Genomic DNA, 17,430 nt, shown 5'->3' on the forward strand with positions numbered 1-17,430 from the left:
CGTCCTTAAGGTATTAATGTATCAATTTGAAGTTGGTAGTCACTTACACTTTCACGCTTTAACGACTGTGAATGACCTTCTAGCTCACCAGAACTTGGCATAACCGAGTCATCTATAGAAATACGCGCCGAAATAATAATATTTTCGGCACTCGATAAGTTAAGCCCTGCAACCATTGCACTACTATCACTCAACTCGACTGTAATTGGAAATGAATATTTAGCGAGTTTAACAGCAGCTAATGGCATAGGTGAGCCAGTTGCAGCTTTTGCAAATATAAATAAAATACCGTTTTTTGGTTGTTTATCAATAAGCTCTTTTGCAATGTCGACAGTAACTGCAATAGCACCCGTTGTAGTAGTAACTGGCATAACTGAGCCTTCCGTTTGCATTTGCTGCTCTATATCAGCAATACGCTCAGAGATCATGCTATAACGAGAATCATTTTTTCCCATGCTTGCCAATAAAACTTCAAATGCAGTTTTAGCTTGCGGCCAATCTTTGCGCTCATACGCTATAAGCGCGAGTAACGAAATAGCATCTAAATTGGTAGGCTCGACTTTTAGTACTTTTGAGAGCATACCTGCCGCACGGGTCATATTAGCTTCGCTGCCTTCTAGTAATAAAACTTGGCTGTAACTAATAAGTACCTGCATATTATCAGGATTCATACGTAGTGCTTTATCAAATGACTGCTGCGCCATGTCAAATTCATTAAGCGACATAGCAACTCGTCCAAGTAGCATCCAAGCGACTTCATCATCACCCGAACGGCTAAGCTTAGTACGAAGCGCCAATGCAAAAGCCTGCAGCTCATTTTGACTAAGCGGCTCACCTTTTTGCATTACAGCACGCTCACCGTAATCCGCTAAATTATCCATTGCATCATGCCAAGCCGAAATTTGCTGCTGACTACCTGTAAAGCTATAAAAAATCCCCGTTAGTGCAAGAACAAATGCACCGCCTGTTAAAGCAAAAATACGATTATTACCTTTGCTATTAAGTGACTTTTCTGGCGATAATTCGTTCAATAAACGACGTTTTAATTCAACAATTGATTCTGTGTGATTGATGCTATCAATGCGTTGATTATCTAAATCGGTTTGTAAATCAACTAAACGCTGCTCATAAATACTAATTAGCTCCGCATTGGCATTATGAGTAATTGTTTTAACGTGCTCTTTTTTTAAAAAAGGCAACATCACAAACGCAAGAGCAACCAGTGTGAGTAAAGCAAAACACGCCCACATTAAAATCATTTAACTTTGCTCCTGACGTTTATTTTGTTCAATTAGCTTAGCTAGCAGCATTTCGTCGTCACTGCTCCAGGTTTGTTTTACTGATGCTTTTCGCTGGCGAATAACAATAAAACCAAAGCCGACTATGACAATTAATACAGGTAATACCCAAAGTACTAAAGTCGCGGGTGTAACTGGTGGGTCGTAATGAACAAAATAGCCAAAGCGGTCAATCATGTAATCAATCACTTCGTCTTTGCTCTTACCTTCTTTAACCAATACGAGTACTTTATCGCGTAAGTCTTTAGCAACAACAGCGTCGGAGTCCGCAATATTTTGATTTTGACACTTAGGACAACGCAGCTCTTTAGTTAGCTCTTCAAACAATATTGCTTGTTTGTTGTTATCAAATTGATAGCGGTCTTGCTCAGCAAACGCACTGATGCTTACAAAAATGCTAAGCGTAAGTAGTAACCATTTCATTATTTAAGCTCCTGCATAATTGGCGCAAATTTAGCTCGCCATACTCGCGGGTTTATATCGCCCGTGTGATGCAACAAAATAGTGCCGTTTTTATCGACTAAAAATGTTTCAGGCGCACCCGACACGCCTAAATCCAACGACAAAGTACGATGTAAATCCAAGATATTAAATTGATATGGGTCACCCGCACGTTGCAGCATATCGCTCACTTCTGTGCGAAGTGATTGCATATCAAAAGGGCCATCAAAATCAGCATCGTAACCTTGTACGTAATAAAGCCCAATAATTTTAACACCTTGCTCACGTAACTTAGTTAAATAGCCAAGCTCAACTAAACATGTAGGACACCAAGTGCCCCATACATTTAGTAAGTAAACCTCGCCTTTTAAAGACTCGTTAGTCCATGGCTTATTGTCTTGCATTAAATCAGGTAGATTAAATGCTGGCATTTCTTGACCTAATCGTCCCGTTTGAATTTCACGAGGGTTAGCAAAAAGACCTTGGTATAAAAATACACACACAAAAACAAACACTAAAAGCGGCGCAATAGCTAAAATTTTACGGTTCATAAAACACTCTCCGATGCAGCCCTACGCGCTGTTTTAGCTGATGTGCGGTAGCGTTTATCAAATAAAATCATAAATCCAGCGAGGGAAATAAGCACACCACCAATCCACATCCAACGAACAAACGGTTTGTGATAAATGCGAAGTGACCATGCGCCTTGGCTTAACTGCTCACCTAACGCTAAGTATAAATCACGTGTAAAGCCTGCATCTATTGCCGCCTCGGTCATAAACTGCATACCAATATCATACTTACGTTTTTCGGCGTGTAAGCGTGTTACTAGTTCATTATTTTTAAGCACAGATACAACACCAGCATGACCACTGTAGTTTGGTCCGCGAATAGCTTTAACACCATCAAAGCGGTATTCATATTGATTAAGCTGGACTGTATCGCCTTGTTTCATAGATACATCACGCTCAACTGAATATGCCGATGTAAGCGTTACACCCGCAATAACAAATGCAATACCAATATGCCCAAGCACCATAGCCCAGTAACTTACACCTAAGCGTTTTAAACCTTCTTTTAAGGTGCCATGCACTGCGGCTTTAGTGTAAATATCGATCCCGGTTGATATTGCAATCCAAACCGCAAGCGTAGTAGCTAATAGCGTAAGTGGTTTTACTAAGTCGTAACTTGAAAACAACCAAGCGCAGGTAATTACAACACTGGCTAATACGCCCATTAATATTTTGTTTTGTAAGAAAGCCCATTTATTTTGCTTCCAGCGTAAAAATGGTCCTATACCCATCAAAATAGCAAACGGCACTAAAATTATTGCAAACATTTTATTAAAAAACGGTTCGCCAATAGAAATACTGCCTAGGCCCATCTCTTTATGTACCATAGGTAATAGCGTACCAAGCAATACGATCAATGTAGCAACCACTAAAAATATATTATTGAGCCATAACGCCACTTCGCGCGATACCAGCTTGTATCGTCCTTCACTGTGAACTTGTGACACACGCAGTGCATATAACGCCAAGCCACCACCTACAACGATGCCTAAGAAGGCAAGTATAAATAAGCCACGATCAGGGTCTGTTGCAAAAGCGTGTACCGATACAATAATACCCGAGCGTACAATAAAGGTTCCCAAAAGGCTTAATGAAAACGCTGCGATAGCTAGTAAAACAGTCCATGATTTAAATACACCGCGTTTTTCAGTTACGCTTAATGAGTGCAGTAATGCGGTTGCCACAAGCCATGGCATTAACGATGCGTTTTCTACTGGGTCCCAAAACCACCAGCCGCCCCAGCCAAGCTCTGAATATGCCCACCAGCTACCAATTGTGATTCCTAGAGTTAAAAAGCCCCATGCAGTCATTGTCCATGGACGTGACCACTTAGCCCATGTGTTATCAAGCTTACCGGTTAATAACGCAGCAATAGCAAAAGAAAAAGCAACCGATAGCCCTACATAACCCATGTACAGTAATGGCGGGTGAATAATCATACCCGGATCTTGAAGTAACGGATTTAAATCACGCCCCTCTACCGGAAAATAAGGAAGTAGGCGCTCAAACGGGCTTGAAAGTAGCAAGGTGTACATCATAAAACCGACACCTAAAAAGCCAAGCACACCCAATACGCGAGCACGTAACACCCAAGGGAGTGATTTAGAGCGTGCAGCAACTACTGCAGTCCAACCCGCTTGCATTACAAGCCACAGTAAAATAGCGCCTTCATGGCCGCCCCATGTAGAGGTGATTTTGTAATACCAAGGCAGCGTGCTACTTGAATGATATGCTACGTACGATACGGTAAAATCATCCGTTACACTGGCGTAAATAAGTGCTGCAAAAGAGATTAAAACAAAAGCGAATTGCCCAATTGCTAAAGAGGGAGCTGCACGCATTAATCGAAGATTACCGGTATGCGCGCCCCAAAGAGGAAAAATACACAGTAAAACGCTTAATACCATAGCAAGCGTTAAAGAAAAATAACCAATTTCTGGGATCATAGCTAATTACCACTATCTAAGTTGTATTTTGGTTTTTCGTGCTTAATACCTTTAACTGCCTCTGCAACTTCTGCTGGCATATATTCTTCGTCATGCTTTGCTAGCACTTCAAATGCTTCAATAACGTTAGGTTCGATTAATACGCCCTGCGCTACAATGCCTTGCCCTTCACGAAACAAGTCTGGCAATATACCTTGATAACGCACGGTCACTAATGGACCTGTATCTATTAGCTTAAAGCTTACTTGTAAGCTCTGTTCATTACGCTCAACGGTGCCTGGTACAACCATGCCGCCAATACGTAACTTTTGGCCAATGAAAGGCTTTTCTTTATTAGGCCCTTTGCCATCAATAAGTTCGCTTGGCGTATAAAAAAGATTAATGTTTTCTTGAAGTGCATAAAGCACTAAACCAATTGATCCACCAATACCAAACAGCACGGCAATAATTACCAATAGGCGCTTTTTACGTCTTGGGTTCATGAAACTTGTTCCTGTTTAGCTTTTTTAATTCGCGCTTCGCGTATTATTTGCTGTTCTACTGAAGCCATAATGCGTTTGGTATCTCTTAAAGAGTTCACTAAAATACCAAGTAAAATAAGTGCGCATGTACCAAAAGAAAGCCATATATAAAACCCATAACCCCCCATTGCAATAAAATCAGAAAAAGAGTCAAACTGCATAATTACCCCTTATTTAACAACGAGCGTACCCACGGTCGGTGCTTTTCGCGTTGTAAAATTTCATTTTTAAGACGAATTAAAGTCACTGTTCCTACAAAAGCAGCAAAGGCTAAAATATTAACCATAAGTGGCCAAAACATACTTGGGTCTATTGCTTTTGTGTCTAATTTTGTAATGCTTGCGCCTTGGTGTAGCGTATTCCACCACTCAACTGAGTAATGAATAATAGGTAAGTTGATTACGCCCACAATCGCTAAAATAGAAGCCGCACGCCCTGCTGACTTCTTATCTTCAAATGCATGGTAAAGCGAAAGCACGCCAAGATATAAAAATAATAAAATAAGTTCAGACGTTAAACGCGCATCCCATACCCACCAAGCACCCCACATAGGCTTACCCCATGCAGCGCCAGTAATAAGCGCTATAGCTGTAATACAAGCACCAACAGGCGCTATAGCAATAACGGCAAGTTCGGCATTTCGTAGTTGCCATACAAGTGCAACAACAGCTGCAATAGCCATTGATGAGTAAGCGCCCATAGATAAAATGGCGGAAGGAACATGAATAAAAATGATACGGTAGCTGTCTTTTTGCTGGTAATCGGCAGGTGCAAAACCAAGCCCCCATACCCAACCAACAATCATACTAACTACAGTAACTACGGCAAAATAAGGCAGTAACGTATTGCATAATTGATATGCACGCTCCGCTTTAGCATAGGGATGTAACCACTTCCACATTAACTTACACTCACTTTTAAAGCTGACGATATGGCAATTGGTGCGCTAATAATAGCAATAAGTAACATTGCACCAAGGATAGCAAGCTGTCCACTATAATCCAGTGACATGGTACTGGTATCGATAGCCGACGTTGCAAAAATTAAAACTGGAATATACAAAGGCAGTACGAGTAAACTCATCAAAATCCCCCCTTTTTGTAATCCCACAGTAAGCCCAGCGCCAATTGCGCCGATAAAGCTCAATAGCGGTGTGCCTAATAATAATGTTAAAACGGTCGCTTTTAGCGCCGAACTTTCTAGATTCAATAACAATGCAAACAACGGTGTCATTAATACAAGCGGTAAACCTGTTACCACCCAGTGAGCAGCCACTTTAGCAAGCACCGTTAGCGATAACGGATAAGATGATGCAATTAATTGCTCCAATGAGCCATCGTTAAAATCATCTCTAAACAACTTATCCAAGCCCAACATAGTAGAAAGTAACGCGGCGACCCAAATAATTCCCGGTGCCATTCTCGCCAGTAGACCGGGCTCAGGCCCTATTGCTAACGGAAACAATGAGATTACAATTAAGAAAAATAAAATAGGGTTTACAATTTCTGCACGCTGACGAAACGCAAGCTTTATATCTTTGGTAAATACCGCACTAAATAGTAACCAATATGAGTGTTGACGAGTCATTAGTGACGATACTCCAATATAACCGTTTGTAAGTTACTAAAGTGGGTCGTTAAATCTTGGTGGGTCGTTAATAAGATAGCACCACCGCTTTTCAAGTGCTCAGTAAATCGTTGTTGTAAAAAGGCGACACCACTTTTATCAAGCGCAGTAAATGGCTCATCAAGCACCCATAGTTTAGCATCACTTAACCATAGTCTTACTAAAGCAACACGTCGCTGTTGCCCAGCAGATAACATCCTAACAGGCACATCTTCAAGTCCAACAAGGCCTAGTTTCGCTAAAATAGGGTATAAATCAGGCTCGCTATAGCCATTAATTTGCAACCAATGGCTAACATTTTCCACTGCACTAAGCTGAGTGTTTACACCCGTTTTATGACCTATAAACAATAGCTCTCTGGCATACTCTTCATAGTACTTAGATATCGGCAATTCTTGGTATAATATAGCCCCTTCATCAGGCGCAGAAAAGCCTGCGATAATACGCAATAACGATGTTTTTCCAGCCCCGTTAGGGCCTGCTAATTGCATGATTTGACCGTTATTAAGGCTAAAATTAAGATCCGCAAACAAACAACGATCTTGCTTGATGCAGGTGACGGACTTAATGTGTAACAAGATGACGATTCTCTCTGCCAAAAATTAGGCGTTAGTCTACCATAATGATAGGGTAATACGAATATTGCTTTAAAATCGATTCACTTAAAATAGAGAAAACTTGATTTAAAATAATGAATACGCCAACGCAAATCACATTATCTAATTCATTGGTTATCAATCAATCGAGCAATGCTCAAACGAATGAATTATCGCAATTACCTGATGAGGTGCTTGCCGCTAAAAATATACAATTTTCGAAAGATTCGATTACGCTTGATGTATTTATTGATAAGCATTGGCAAACATTAAGGCTTGGCACGACTAACACACCTCAAAACTTACAAAAAATAGCCAGTGCTAACATACAGCTCAGCCCTGATGGCAAAAAGCTCAACATTATACCAAACAGTACAACCCTCACCTTAAGTCAACCAACTCAGTTACAGCGTTTATTAAATTATGTAAGCACAGGCACTGAGGTAGAAAGTAAGCCAATGGATGTCCAGGTTGTTTTATCGCCTACTCCCAAATTAGTCATTGATAAACTCAACGCCAGTATTGCAATAAATAAAGACGTAGCGCAGCTACTTATAACCGAGCAATCTTTAAAAGTAATTGTAAGCACTAACAATAAAGGCGCACAGCTAAATATTATTAACAGCTTTGCTGATACAGTTCATTCGCAACCACTGAGTCAAACAAGACTGACTAAATTACTCGCAGCGCTGCTACCTAATGCACAACTGCAAGCAACACCAAAACTGGCCATTTTAACTCATCCACAAAAGTCGGGGTCGTTTACAACGCCTATAAATAATAAACAAGTTAGTGAACTACCCAGCACGACTATTAAGGTAAACTTAGTAAACCAGGCTGATAAATTGTTTATTAAAACCGATACTAGCAACATAAAAGTGATGCTTAATAACTCCTTCTCGAAACCATTTAACGAGTTGCTTTTAGCTCAAAAAAATAATGCACCTGAAGTAGCCGTTTCTGCGAGTAATATTAAAGTAAATCCATTACTTACTACTGATAGCCCAATAAAATCGTGGCTACAAAATAGCTTGAGTGACTTAAGAACACGAATTAATGATGCGGTAAAATATTTTGAAAGTAAGCCTTTTACGACACAAAATAAGTCAGAGTTTACAGCTGCCAATTCATCCGCCGCCTTACAAAAAAACACCAAAGTTGTACCACTAGACAGAGTTAACATTACCCAAAGTGCAAGTGTTCAGATATCAAAAAATACAAGTAACATTTTGACCGAGCACTTTTCTAGACTCCCGCCGCTTGTGCAACTAACTCAGCTTATGAAAGGAAGTGTTAGTGTTTGGCAATCACCTTCAAACATAACAACCAACACGCCAACAACAAATAACATTACTCAAAATACAGTAGCTTGCTCTACACCAAGTGATTTAAAAGCAAATCAATTAAACATCCTAAATGCGAGTACTAACAGTAAAACTGACACGTTAATTAAGACTACAAATGAAACAGTTACTAAAAATATTATCTCATCAGCAGAGCCGTTATCTAATACAGGCTCTCGTAGTCAAATGCTTCAACCAATAGAAGCAAAGCTATTAACTATATTATTAAAGCTTCCTGACACCACCGCCCCTACAGATAAAATGGCTAGCAATAAACAACTTTTAAGTAATCAGATCACTGATATTACAAATAAAGTAACAAAAGAAACACCCGATTTAACTCGGTTAATCAACCAAGCATTTAATCGTATGGTCTCAAGCAATAACACACACCCTGCGACCATACAGCGTGAAATACTTGCTACTTTACAACCGTCTCATCTAACGGGGGACATTTTGCAAAGTAGTTTCACTAAAGGGCTTGAACAAGTAGCTGTGAGTATTTTAGCCGCCCCTATAATTAGCCAGTCAGTAACACCTATCAGTTTTAATAATCAAACTGGCTTAGATGCACTTTTGCAAGTACTTATACCTACTTTTAAAACAGGTAACACTGGAGCAAAAATGCTTGAGCAACTCCAACAGGCTCAAGTTCAAGCTTTGGCTAGCGAAATTGTACAAGTTAAAAATACACTTACCCAAGTAAGTGTCTCAACACCAAATCAACAGCCAGACACAAACCCGCTTGCACAATTTTTATTACCCATGAGATTACCTCCAGAAGCAGCACAAACAGAAATAACACTAGGGCAATATAAAAAGCCAAACGCAGATAAATTAGGAGATAAAAATGTATGGTTTGTAAGGCTAAACTTTGATTATGCCCAACTTGGGCAGCTACAAATTACTGCTGAGTTAATGGATAAAGCACTTGATTGCCAGCTATTAGCCTCAAGCCAAGAAGTAAGCGCAATTGCTCACCCTCACCTAGATAATTTAAGATCAAAACTAGCTAAACATGGTTTGCAAGTTGGTGAACTTAATTTAAAACGAGGAGATGCTAACAATCAGGCATTTTATAAATCTCATGCAATTATTAATATTAAGGTTTAGCTATGAGTGATACACCTATTAATAAATCAGCCATTGGACTTTTATACGAAGCTGGCAACACCCCCACTGTAAGTGTGAAGGGGTTTGGTGAGTTAGCTGATGAAATAATAGCAGCGGCTAAACTAAAAGGAATTATGATCCACGAAGATGCTGCACTTGCTAAAACGTTGTCGCATTTAGAGTTAGGAGAAGAGATCCCAAAAGAACTTTATTATGTAATTGCAGAACTCATTGCATTTTCGTATGTATTAAGGGGTCAATTCCCGCCAGGTTGGCAAGACTTTCAAGGTAAGTTGAATATTAAAGCATGAGATTATTTATACGCTGATAACTAAAAAGGCGCTAAGCGCCTTTTTGTTTATGCAATGAAAAGAGTAATTCAGCCTCAGCGCGAGGTAATTCACACTCGCGTATTACCTCCTCTAAATCAGCCCCTAACTCAACCATTTTAACAGCACGCGAATAAATTTTGGCATCTGGATCATCATACTTTTGAGCCGCTTGTTGTTGAACTAATTCTTGATGCTGCTGTTCAACATCAAGTACACGCTTACCTATACTCAACAAGCCTGTTCGTAATTCAGAAACCTCACTTCGCAAAATATGAGTTTGTTCGGAAGTATCTTTAAGCTGCTGCATGACAAAATTCAGCTCACTCGTTTGTTTATTTTTCAATGCAAAAACTAACGCTAACGATATTAGACCTATCGCCAGCGCAGCTATTGCAATACTAAGTAACAGCATATTTTTATTGGTAAAGCTTATAAATCGCTTAACTCATCCCATTCATCATCACTGAGTAACTTGTTTAAATCGACTAAAATAAGTAACTCATTATCACGATTACAAACACCTTGGATAAATTTAGCACTCTCTTCAGTACCGACATTAGGTGCACTGTCAATTTCTGAACTGCGTAAATATACAACTTCAGAAACACTATCGGCTAAAATACCAATAACTTGCTCTTCAGCTTCTATTATTAAAATACGAGAGTTATCGGTTGCATCAGCGGCGTCTAAACCAAAACGAGCACGCGTATCAATAACTGTTACTACGTTACCCCGTAAATTAATAATACCAATTACATAAGAAGGAGCACCTGGTACTGGAGCTATTTCAGTGTAACGTAATATCTCTTGGACTTGCATTACGTTTACGCCATAAGTTTCTTCTTCTAACTTAAAGGTAACCCACTGTAATATTTCGTCATTGTCTGCATTTTTATTTGCTGACAGTAATTTATCTTGATTCATGCTGTTACTCCGTAATGGTCATTATTACTGACGACTATCTAAGCCTTTCTCTAATAGCGCATTTAAATTATCTACATCAATTAAAGCACACATTTTCTTTTTAATAACTCCAGCAAGCCATGGGCGCTTACTTTGATCTGTACGCCATTTTACATCTTCTTTACTCAATGTAATGTTATTTATTAACTTTTCAGCTAATAACCCCCATTGGCTGTCACCTAACGTTATTAAATATTGATAGTTAAGTGACGCTTCTAGTTTTTCGTCATACTTCTCAGGCATCACCCAATGCGCTGTATCAACAACATTAAGTTTTTCATCTCTATTAAGCATAACGCCTTTGAACCATTTTGGCTTACCAAATAAGTGATTTACTTCACCTAACTGATGAATCCCACCTAACGCTTTTAATGGTACAGCCAAAGTCAAACCCGCAACTTCAAAAAATAATGCTTGAAACTCACCGTCAAAATAATCTTCTTGGCTTTTTGTTACTGCTCTTTGTTCCGGCTCTACTGATAAATGTGAGCTTGTCTCTACAACTAAATCAGCTTTAACTGGCTCTGGCTCATTAGTAATATCTAATGGTTTTAGCTCTTCTGTTTGCAGATCTTGAGCAAATATTTTTTCCGCTGCTTTTAATTGTTCATTAGGCTTTAAATGTACTTGCCCTTTTTGCTGTTCACTCGGTATTTGTTCAAGCAGTTTTGCCACAGGTTCAAGGTTATCTGTAGGCTCGTCATCACGTAATAACGCACCTAAATATTGAGTCATTACTTTTTCATTAGCAAATAATTGCTTACTCATTCATTAACCTTGCTCTATTAAATAGTCTAATAATGCTTTATATGCAAAAACACCACGGGAACGAGGACAAAACTCTATTGGCACTTTTTGTGCCAAACTCGCATCTCTAAATTTTGTATCAACAGGAATAACACCTGGCCACACTTTATCTTTATAGGTTTCTTGTAAAGTTTTATATGCTTCCAACGATGCTTTAGTGCGTTTATCATACATAGTAGGAATTATAGTATATTGATAACTTTTCGCTTGAGAGCTTTGCATTAATTCCATAGTCCGCATCATCCTATCAAGCCCTTTCAGGGCCAAAAATTCGGTTTGTACGGGAACTAAAATACGCTCACTCGCAGCTAATGCATTAACCATTAAAACCCCCAAAACCGGCGGGCAATCAAGTATTGCATAGTCATAATATTCACTAATTTTAGCAAGCGTTTTCTTTAGTATTAAACCCATGCCTGTTTTATTACCCATACTTCTATCAAGTGTAGCTATTGCCATAGTAGCGGGTAAAATATCAAGATTCTCAAGAGTTGACGGGCAAAGTGCTTGCAATATTTCTTCACTTTGCATACTTGTTCCGCGAGCAAAAATATCGTACACGCTGACTTCTAAATCTTCAGAGTCGATACCAAAATAATAAGTTAGTGATGCATGGGGATCTGTATCAATAAGCAATACACGTTTGCCCTGTAACGCTAAAATACCGGCTAGGCTAACTGCCGTTGTTGTTTTACCGACCCCGCCTTTTTGATTCGCAACAGTCCAAATCTTCACATTACATCCTAATTGCTATTAATTTCGCGTCGTTATTCGGATCCCACCATGAGGTAAACGAATTATTTTTATTGTATTATCGTCTGATGGTAGTTCCACTTCAGGCTCTGTCTGTACTGCTATATTTTTTTGCTCTAACGATGGACTATCTTTAGGTGGTAAACCATACTTAGAAAGAGCGATTACAACCTTACGGTTTTCAGCTCGACCTTTCTCTGTGTTATTATCAGCAAAAGGATAATACTGGCCATAACCTTCTATTGCCATTCGTGCAGAATTAATACCCAACGCTTCAAGCTCGACTAAAATTGAGGTGGATCTTGCAACTGAAAGCTCCCAGTTTGAACGAAATATTTCGTTACTAATAACCTCATTATCTGTATAACCGCGAACTCTAATGTAGTTATCGACTGGATCAATAATATCTTTGACAATTTTTACGACTTGCTTAGCACGCGAATGAGCAACTGAACTACCACTAGAAAATAACATTCCTGAACTCAACTCTATAATGAGCCAATCTTGATTCAATTCAAGACTCGCTTCTCCATCACGAATTTCATCAATGAGTGCTGATTGAAGTTTAGTTAACAAGCTATCTAATGGTTTTCCTAAATATTTTTGTTTAATGTTACTTGTGTCACTTTGACCATCTAATAACTCAGGGCCTTGTTCCTTTTTTTGAATACTTTCGCCATACAACACCTCTTGTTCCGGCGTTACTCTGTCGGTTAAGACCCCACTCCCATTAACACCATCACCAACTTGTGAATGTTGGCGCGCAGATTTATCAAAAACATGCTCGAGCGAATCCGATAATATTTGAAATTTTTCTTCCTTATCTATAGCAATAGCGTACATAACCACAAAAAAGGCAAACATTATCGTCATATAATCTGCATAAGACACAAGCCAACGCTCAGTATGCTGACTTTTAGAGGAAGTGTGACGTAAACGTCGACGTAGCATAATCGTTATTTATCCACTAAATTAGGGCGTTCTACACGATAAGCTTCTAACTTTAATTCAATATTAACAGGGCTTTCGCCTAAACTGATTGCAATAACACCTTCAGCTAACAGTTCGTGATACAACATTTTTTGTTCAACACGTTGTTTTAGTTTATTTGCCATCGGTAAAAATAGTAAATTAGCTAAACCGACACCATAAATAGTGGCTATAAATGCTGTCGCGACACCAGCACCCAGCTTTTGCGGATCGGTAATAAATGACATAGCCTGAATAAGACCAAGCACTGCGCCCAAAATCCCTATTGTTGGGCTATACCCGCCCATAGCTTCATAAACGCGTCCTGCCTCTAATAAACGGTCGCGTTCTAATAATAAATCAATTTCAAGTGTATCGCGCAGCTTTTGCTCAGAGCAACCATCAACAAGTAAGCTAAGACCTTTAGCTGCATATGGATCGGGATGAGTTAAGGCCTCATTTTCAAGTGCTAAGTAGCCTTCTTGTCGTGCTTTGTGAGACCATTGTTTAACTTGTTCGATCGCTTCGTCTACATCATGCTTTGGCGAAATAAAAACCCAGTGGCTTATTTTTAGCATTTTTTTAAAAGTACTAGATGATGTTTGCAACATCACAGCGCCAAGCGTACCACCAACTACGATTATAAGTGCTGGTCCATTGAATAACGCAGAGACAACACCGCCTTCTAAAGAATAACCTATCGCTATAGCGCCTAACGCAATAAATAAACCTAATATAGAAAGCTTATCCACAACCAATCTCTTTTTTAATCCTTAGAGCGATATCATCTAGAGCAAGACTTTCACTTGCTAAGCCAGCACTTGCAACCGCCTGTGGCATACCGTAAACAACACAACTTTTTTCGTCTTGTGCCCAAATAGTGGCGCCAGTCTGCTTCAACATTCGAGCACCATCACGCCCATCAGCCCCCATACCAGTAAGAACAATAGCCAGTACGTCACCTTGACAAGCTTTTGCAACGCTTGCAAAAGTCACATCAACACTTGGTTTATATGTTATTCGCTCACTGTTATCTTCAAATACGCGCAATGTTTTTGAAGACCCACGCCCCTCAACCATCATTTGTTGGCCACCTGGAGCCAAGTATGCAGTCCCTGGTTGTAATCGATCCCCTTGTTGTGCTTCCTTTACTTTTATCTGGCATAAACCATTTAAACGCGAAGCAAATGCAGGTGTGAATGCGGCAGGCATATGCTGAATTAATAATATAGGATGCGGGAAATTTGCTGGTAATTGAGTTAATATTGTTTGTAATGCAACGGGTCCGCCAGTCGATGTACCAATAGCAACAAGTTGATATTTTTTACCACTAGCATGAACGGAGGCGTTAGAATTCGTACGTTGAAAGCTTCTATCTGGCTGCTTTAACGTTGCCGTGTTCCTTAATGAACTTGGAGTCGCTAATGGCATACTTTGCGGTTTAGCTGGTGTTATGGGCTTGAATGTACGGGGAACCCTTCTTCGACCAATTTCTTTCACTTTAGCTTGTAAAAGCTTTATTGCATCTTCATTGTTACGTGCAATATCTTCGAATTTTTTCGGTAAAAAATCCATTGCTCCGGCATCTAATGCATCAAGCGTTGCCGTTGCACCATCTCGAGTTAGTGAAGAAAACATCAAAATTGGTGTCGGATTACTCGACATTATTTCTTTAACTGCGCTAATACCGTCAAGCACAGGCATTTCTACATCCATTGTAATCATGTCAGGGCGTAGTTCAGCTGTTTTTTCAACAGCTTCTCTGCCATTCACAGCAAAACCTATTACTTTTATATCGCTGTCTTGCTCAAGTATTTCGCTCACTCTGCGGCGAAAAAAGCTAGAATCATCAACAACTAAAACTTTAACGGCCATTTAGCTCTCTTATTAAATTGAAGTGTAGGGCACTTTTACAGTGCACCTACTTTATTTATTATCAGCCCGCGTAATGTTTTAACATATTTGGTACATCTAAAATAAGTGCAATACCACCATCGGAAGTAATTGTAGCACCAGCCATACCGGGTGTTCCTTGTAATAAAGCATCAAGAGGTTTTATTACAACTTCCTCTTGCCCTATTAACGAATCTACGACAAAGCCTACTTGTTGTGTACCAATTTGGACAATAACTACATGACCATGTGCTTTACGCTGAGAGCGGTCAGCGCCTTTAACTAGCCAATGCTCAAGATAAAACAATGGAATTGCTTTTTTGCGCACAATAATTGTCAATTGACTATCAACAACATTCGTTTTAGTTAAATCGAGGTGGAATATTTCGCTAACACCCGCAAGTGGTAATGCAAATGTTTGCTCTCCAACAACAACCATTAAGGTCGGCAAGATAGCGAGAGTTAATGGTACTTTTATCTCTAAAGTAGTCCCAACACCTAACTCTGACTGAATACTTACCGAGCCATTAAGTTGGGTAATTTTGGTTTTAACTACATCCATACCAACGCCACGACCTGAAATATCCGAAATCTCTTCTTTTGTTGAAAAACCAGGTGCAAAAATTAAATTATATGCTTCAGTATCAGAAAGCCGGCTTGCTTGGTCGTGATCAAGAACACCTTTACTAATCGCTATTTTTTTCAGCTTCTCAGCGTCCATACCTGCACCATCATCTTTAATGGTAAGTAAAATATGATCGCCTTGCTGAGATGCTGATAACGTAACAGTACCTGTTCTTGGTTTTCCAGCAGCCTCACGAAAATCTGGCATTTCAATACCGTGATCAACAGAGTTACGCACTAAATGCACTAAAGGGTCGGCTAATGCCTCAACCAAATTTTTATCTAAATCAGTCTCTTCACCAACTAATAATAGATTAATGTCTTTATTTAAGCTGCGTGCTAAATCACGAACAACTCGAGGAAATCGGCCAAACACTTTTTTAATTGGTTGCATGCGGGTTTGCATAACCGCACCTTGAATATCAGCAGTAACAACATCTAAGTTAGATATAGCTTTACCCATTGCTTCGCTTTCAGAATTCGTAGCCAAGCTAACTAAGCGGTTACGAACAAGTACCAATTCACCGACCATATTCATAATTTGATCTAAGCGTTTAGTGTCAACACGCACTGTCGTTTCAGCAGTTGGTGCAGTAGCCTTTTTTGGAGCTGCAGCAGGTGCTTTAGCAGCTGTTTTTTCAGCAGGTTTTGCAGGTACTGGTTTTGATGCTTCAACTTTTGGTACTGGGGCTGCTTTGGGCTTAGGAACAGCTTGTTTTGCGGCTGGTTTTTCAGCAATCGCAGGAGTGCTTTCTAAAGATTTAGGTGCAGTTCCCTTACCATGAAGTTCATCTAACAGTGATTCAAATTCATCATCACTGATATCATCGTTCGATGAATCTGTATTGTTAGTCGAAGGCGATGGCTTTTGTACATCAGGTGTAACATTACTTTCTTGCGCTGCAACAGAGCCGAAACTGCCAACACCATGAAGCTCGTCTAGTAAATTATCAAACTCATCGTCTGTAATATCACCATTCAAATCATGACTATTTGTGGGGGCTTTTACTGCCGATTCTTGGCTTGTACCATGTAATTCATCAAGTAGGTTTTCAAACTCATCCTCTGTAATTTCATCAATTTGAGAGTCAGTTTCAGATGAAGTTGGACCACTAAACAGCTCATCAAAAGCAAAAGGGTCCGCACCATCAGTACTGGGAGTTTGTGCTTCAGCGGCTTCTTCTTGAGGCTGTTCTACAACAACTTCAGGAGAAGTACCTGATAACTCGTCTTCTGTGGGGGGGAGACCTAACTTATGTAAAACTTCAAGTAGTTGAGGATCCGCAGGTTCTGGTTTATCACGATTTTGAATCGTCGCAAACATTTCATTGATAGTATCAAGTGCTTGTAAGATAACATCCATTAGCTCAGAATTAACAGAACGAACGCCCTGCCTTAACAAGTCGAATACATTTTCTGCGCCGTGACATGCGTCAACAAGCTCAGTCATAGCTAAGAATCCAGCACCGCCTTTTACGGTATGAAAGCCTCTAAATATAGCATTTAGCAACTCGGTATCTTCTGGATTGTTTTCCAGTTCAACTAACTGTTCAGATAAAAGCTCAAGGATTTCTCCTGCTTCTACAAGAAAGTCTTGTAAAATATCTTCATCGACTTCAAACATGCAGTTACT

Annotated in this window: 19 protein-coding genes; 2 read left to right on the forward strand and 17 right to left on the reverse strand. The window is 39.6% G+C overall.

The genetic code is table 11. The annotated features are described in order from the left end of the window. Positions 1–5: 5 nt before the first annotated feature. The 9 genes from ccmI to ccmA are packed head-to-tail and all read right to left on the reverse strand — an operon-like array spanning position 6 to position 6,982. Complete coding sequence (gene ccmI, locus NRL14_RS04435; RefSeq protein ID WP_007377922.1) at positions 6–1,259, reverse strand: c-type cytochrome biogenesis protein CcmI; 1,254 nt, start codon at positions 1,257–1,259, stop codon at positions 6–8. Then, positions 1,260–1,721, reverse strand: a complete 462-nt coding sequence (locus NRL14_RS04440; RefSeq protein ID WP_007377923.1) for a cytochrome c-type biogenesis protein — start codon at positions 1,719–1,721, stop codon at positions 1,260–1,262. Then, a complete protein-coding gene (locus tag NRL14_RS04445) occupies positions 1,721–2,290 on the reverse strand; it encodes a redoxin family protein (RefSeq protein ID WP_007377924.1) in 570 nt (189 codons plus the stop codon). Before NRL14_RS04445 ends, NRL14_RS04440 begins: the two co-directional genes overlap by 1 nt. Beyond that, positions 2,287–4,257: a heme lyase CcmF/NrfE family subunit gene (locus NRL14_RS04450; RefSeq protein ID WP_008136761.1), complete on the reverse strand. Its 1,971-nt coding sequence runs from the start codon at positions 4,255–4,257 to the stop codon at positions 2,287–2,289. The genes NRL14_RS04445 and NRL14_RS04450 overlap by 4 nt, the downstream gene beginning before the upstream one ends. Before the next feature lie 2 nt (positions 4,258–4,259). Next, entirely contained in the window at positions 4,260–4,739 is a 480-nt protein-coding gene (gene ccmE / locus NRL14_RS04455; protein WP_007585848.1) for a cytochrome c maturation protein CcmE, read from the reverse strand. After that, positions 4,736–4,939 carry a heme exporter protein CcmD gene (gene ccmD / locus NRL14_RS04460; RefSeq protein ID WP_306724102.1) on the reverse strand — a complete coding sequence of 68 codons (204 nt, stop codon included), beginning with the start codon at positions 4,937–4,939 and terminating at the stop codon, positions 4,736–4,738. Before ccmD ends, ccmE begins: the two co-directional genes overlap by 4 nt. A gap of 2 nt (positions 4,940–4,941) precedes the next feature. Beyond that, positions 4,942–5,679, reverse strand: coding sequence for a heme ABC transporter permease (locus tag NRL14_RS04465; RefSeq protein WP_007377928.1), 738 nt, complete (start codon positions 5,677–5,679; stop codon positions 4,942–4,944). Continuing rightward, complete coding sequence (gene ccmB / locus NRL14_RS04470; protein WP_008136756.1) at positions 5,679–6,365, reverse strand: heme exporter protein CcmB; 687 nt, start codon at positions 6,363–6,365, stop codon at positions 5,679–5,681. Before ccmB ends, NRL14_RS04465 begins: the two co-directional genes overlap by 1 nt. Next, positions 6,365–6,982 (reverse strand): cytochrome c biogenesis heme-transporting ATPase CcmA, encoded by a 618-nt coding sequence (ccmA, locus tag NRL14_RS04475; protein ID WP_306724103.1) that lies wholly within the window; start codon positions 6,980–6,982, stop codon positions 6,365–6,367. Before ccmA ends, ccmB begins: the two co-directional genes overlap by 1 nt. A 113-nt stretch (positions 6,983–7,095) precedes the next feature. Here ccmA and NRL14_RS04480 point away from each other — a divergent pair, with 113 nt between their 5' ends. Both NRL14_RS04480 and NRL14_RS04485 read left to right on the forward strand, forming a co-directional pair. Continuing rightward, on the forward strand, positions 7,096–9,456 hold the full coding sequence (locus NRL14_RS04480) for a flagellar hook-length control protein FliK (protein WP_306724104.1): 2,361 nt from the start codon (positions 7,096–7,098) through the stop codon (positions 9,454–9,456). A 2-nt stretch (positions 9,457–9,458) separates the two neighbouring features. Continuing rightward, positions 9,459–9,767, forward strand: a complete 309-nt coding sequence (locus NRL14_RS04485) for an EscU/YscU/HrcU family type III secretion system export apparatus switch protein (RefSeq protein WP_007377933.1) — start codon at positions 9,459–9,461, stop codon at positions 9,765–9,767. A gap of 31 nt (positions 9,768–9,798) precedes the next feature. Here NRL14_RS04485 and NRL14_RS04490 read toward each other — a convergent pair whose 3' ends face one another. The 8 genes from NRL14_RS04490 to NRL14_RS04525 all read right to left on the reverse strand — a co-directional run bounded on the left by NRL14_RS04490 (position 9,799) and on the right by NRL14_RS04525 (position 17,421). Next, positions 9,799–10,200 (reverse strand): DUF2802 domain-containing protein, encoded by a 402-nt coding sequence (locus NRL14_RS04490; RefSeq protein ID WP_007377934.1) that lies wholly within the window; start codon positions 10,198–10,200, stop codon positions 9,799–9,801. A 17-nt stretch (positions 10,201–10,217) separates the two neighbouring features. Next, the gene (locus NRL14_RS04495) at positions 10,218–10,712 is read right to left on the reverse strand and encodes a chemotaxis protein CheW (RefSeq protein WP_007377935.1); all 495 of its coding nucleotides are present in this window, start codon (positions 10,710–10,712) and stop codon (positions 10,218–10,220) included. A 24-nt stretch (positions 10,713–10,736) separates the two neighbouring features. After that, positions 10,737–11,519, reverse strand: coding sequence for a chemotaxis protein CheW (locus tag NRL14_RS04500; protein WP_007377936.1), 783 nt, complete (start codon positions 11,517–11,519; stop codon positions 10,737–10,739). A gap of 3 nt (positions 11,520–11,522) precedes the next feature. Then, complete coding sequence (locus NRL14_RS04505; protein WP_007377937.1) at positions 11,523–12,293, reverse strand: ParA family protein; 771 nt, start codon at positions 12,291–12,293, stop codon at positions 11,523–11,525. A gap of 18 nt (positions 12,294–12,311) precedes the next feature. Beyond that, on the reverse strand, positions 12,312–13,262 hold the full coding sequence (locus NRL14_RS04510) for a flagellar motor protein MotB (protein WP_306724105.1): 951 nt from the start codon (positions 13,260–13,262) through the stop codon (positions 12,312–12,314). A 5-nt stretch (positions 13,263–13,267) separates the two neighbouring features. Further along, positions 13,268–14,032, reverse strand: coding sequence for a flagellar motor protein (locus NRL14_RS04515; RefSeq protein ID WP_007377939.1), 765 nt, complete (start codon positions 14,030–14,032; stop codon positions 13,268–13,270). Further along, positions 14,025–15,155, reverse strand: a complete 1,131-nt coding sequence (locus NRL14_RS04520; RefSeq protein ID WP_007377940.1) for a chemotaxis response regulator protein-glutamate methylesterase — start codon at positions 15,153–15,155, stop codon at positions 14,025–14,027. Before NRL14_RS04520 ends, NRL14_RS04515 begins: the two co-directional genes overlap by 8 nt. Before the next feature lie 61 nt (positions 15,156–15,216). After that, the gene (locus tag NRL14_RS04525; protein ID WP_008136743.1) at positions 15,217–17,421 is read right to left on the reverse strand and encodes a chemotaxis protein CheA; all 2,205 of its coding nucleotides are present in this window, start codon (positions 17,419–17,421) and stop codon (positions 15,217–15,219) included. Positions 17,422–17,430: the final 9 nt, after the last annotated feature.

Source organism: Pseudoalteromonas sp. 20-92, from assembly GCF_030847595.1.
Lineage (GTDB): Bacteria > Pseudomonadota > Gammaproteobacteria > Enterobacterales > Alteromonadaceae > Pseudoalteromonas > Pseudoalteromonas fuliginea.

Excerpts from the sequence above, each read along its gene's own strand:
- ccmD (WP_306724102.1), bottom strand. The coding sequence starts at position 4,939 with ATGCAGTTTGACTCTTTTTCTGATTTTATTGCAATGGGGGGTTATGGG.
- ccmI (WP_007377922.1), bottom strand. The coding sequence starts at position 1,259 with ATGATTTTAATGTGGGCGTGTTTTGCTTTACTCACACTGGTTGCTCTT.
- NRL14_RS04490 (WP_007377934.1), bottom strand. The coding sequence starts at position 10,200 with ATGCTGTTACTTAGTATTGCAATAGCTGCGCTGGCGATAGGTCTAATA.
- NRL14_RS04440 (WP_007377923.1), bottom strand. The coding sequence starts at position 1,721 with ATGAAATGGTTACTACTTACGCTTAGCATTTTTGTAAGCATCAGTGCG.
- NRL14_RS04520 (WP_007377940.1), bottom strand. The coding sequence starts at position 15,155 with ATGGCCGTTAAAGTTTTAGTTGTTGATGATTCTAGCTTTTTTCGCCGC.
- NRL14_RS04450 (WP_008136761.1), bottom strand. The coding sequence starts at position 4,257 with ATGATCCCAGAAATTGGTTATTTTTCTTTAACGCTTGCTATGGTATTA.
- NRL14_RS04485 (WP_007377933.1), top strand. The coding sequence starts at position 9,459 with ATGAGTGATACACCTATTAATAAATCAGCCATTGGACTTTTATACGAA.
- NRL14_RS04480 (WP_306724104.1), top strand. The coding sequence starts at position 7,096 with ATGAATACGCCAACGCAAATCACATTATCTAATTCATTGGTTATCAAT.
- ccmB (WP_008136756.1), bottom strand. The coding sequence starts at position 6,365 with ATGACTCGTCAACACTCATATTGGTTACTATTTAGTGCGGTATTTACC.
- NRL14_RS04525 (WP_008136743.1), bottom strand. The coding sequence starts at position 17,421 with ATGTTTGAAGTCGATGAAGATATTTTACAAGACTTTCTTGTAGAAGCA.
- NRL14_RS04465 (WP_007377928.1), bottom strand. The coding sequence starts at position 5,679 with ATGTGGAAGTGGTTACATCCCTATGCTAAAGCGGAGCGTGCATATCAA.
- ccmE (WP_007585848.1), bottom strand. The coding sequence starts at position 4,739 with ATGAACCCAAGACGTAAAAAGCGCCTATTGGTAATTATTGCCGTGCTG.
- NRL14_RS04500 (WP_007377936.1), bottom strand. The coding sequence starts at position 11,519 with ATGAGTAAGCAATTATTTGCTAATGAAAAAGTAATGACTCAATATTTA.
- NRL14_RS04445 (WP_007377924.1), bottom strand. The coding sequence starts at position 2,290 with ATGAACCGTAAAATTTTAGCTATTGCGCCGCTTTTAGTGTTTGTTTTT.
- NRL14_RS04495 (WP_007377935.1), bottom strand. The coding sequence starts at position 10,712 with ATGAATCAAGATAAATTACTGTCAGCAAATAAAAATGCAGACAATGAC.
- NRL14_RS04510 (WP_306724105.1), bottom strand. The coding sequence starts at position 13,262 with ATGCTACGTCGACGTTTACGTCACACTTCCTCTAAAAGTCAGCATACT.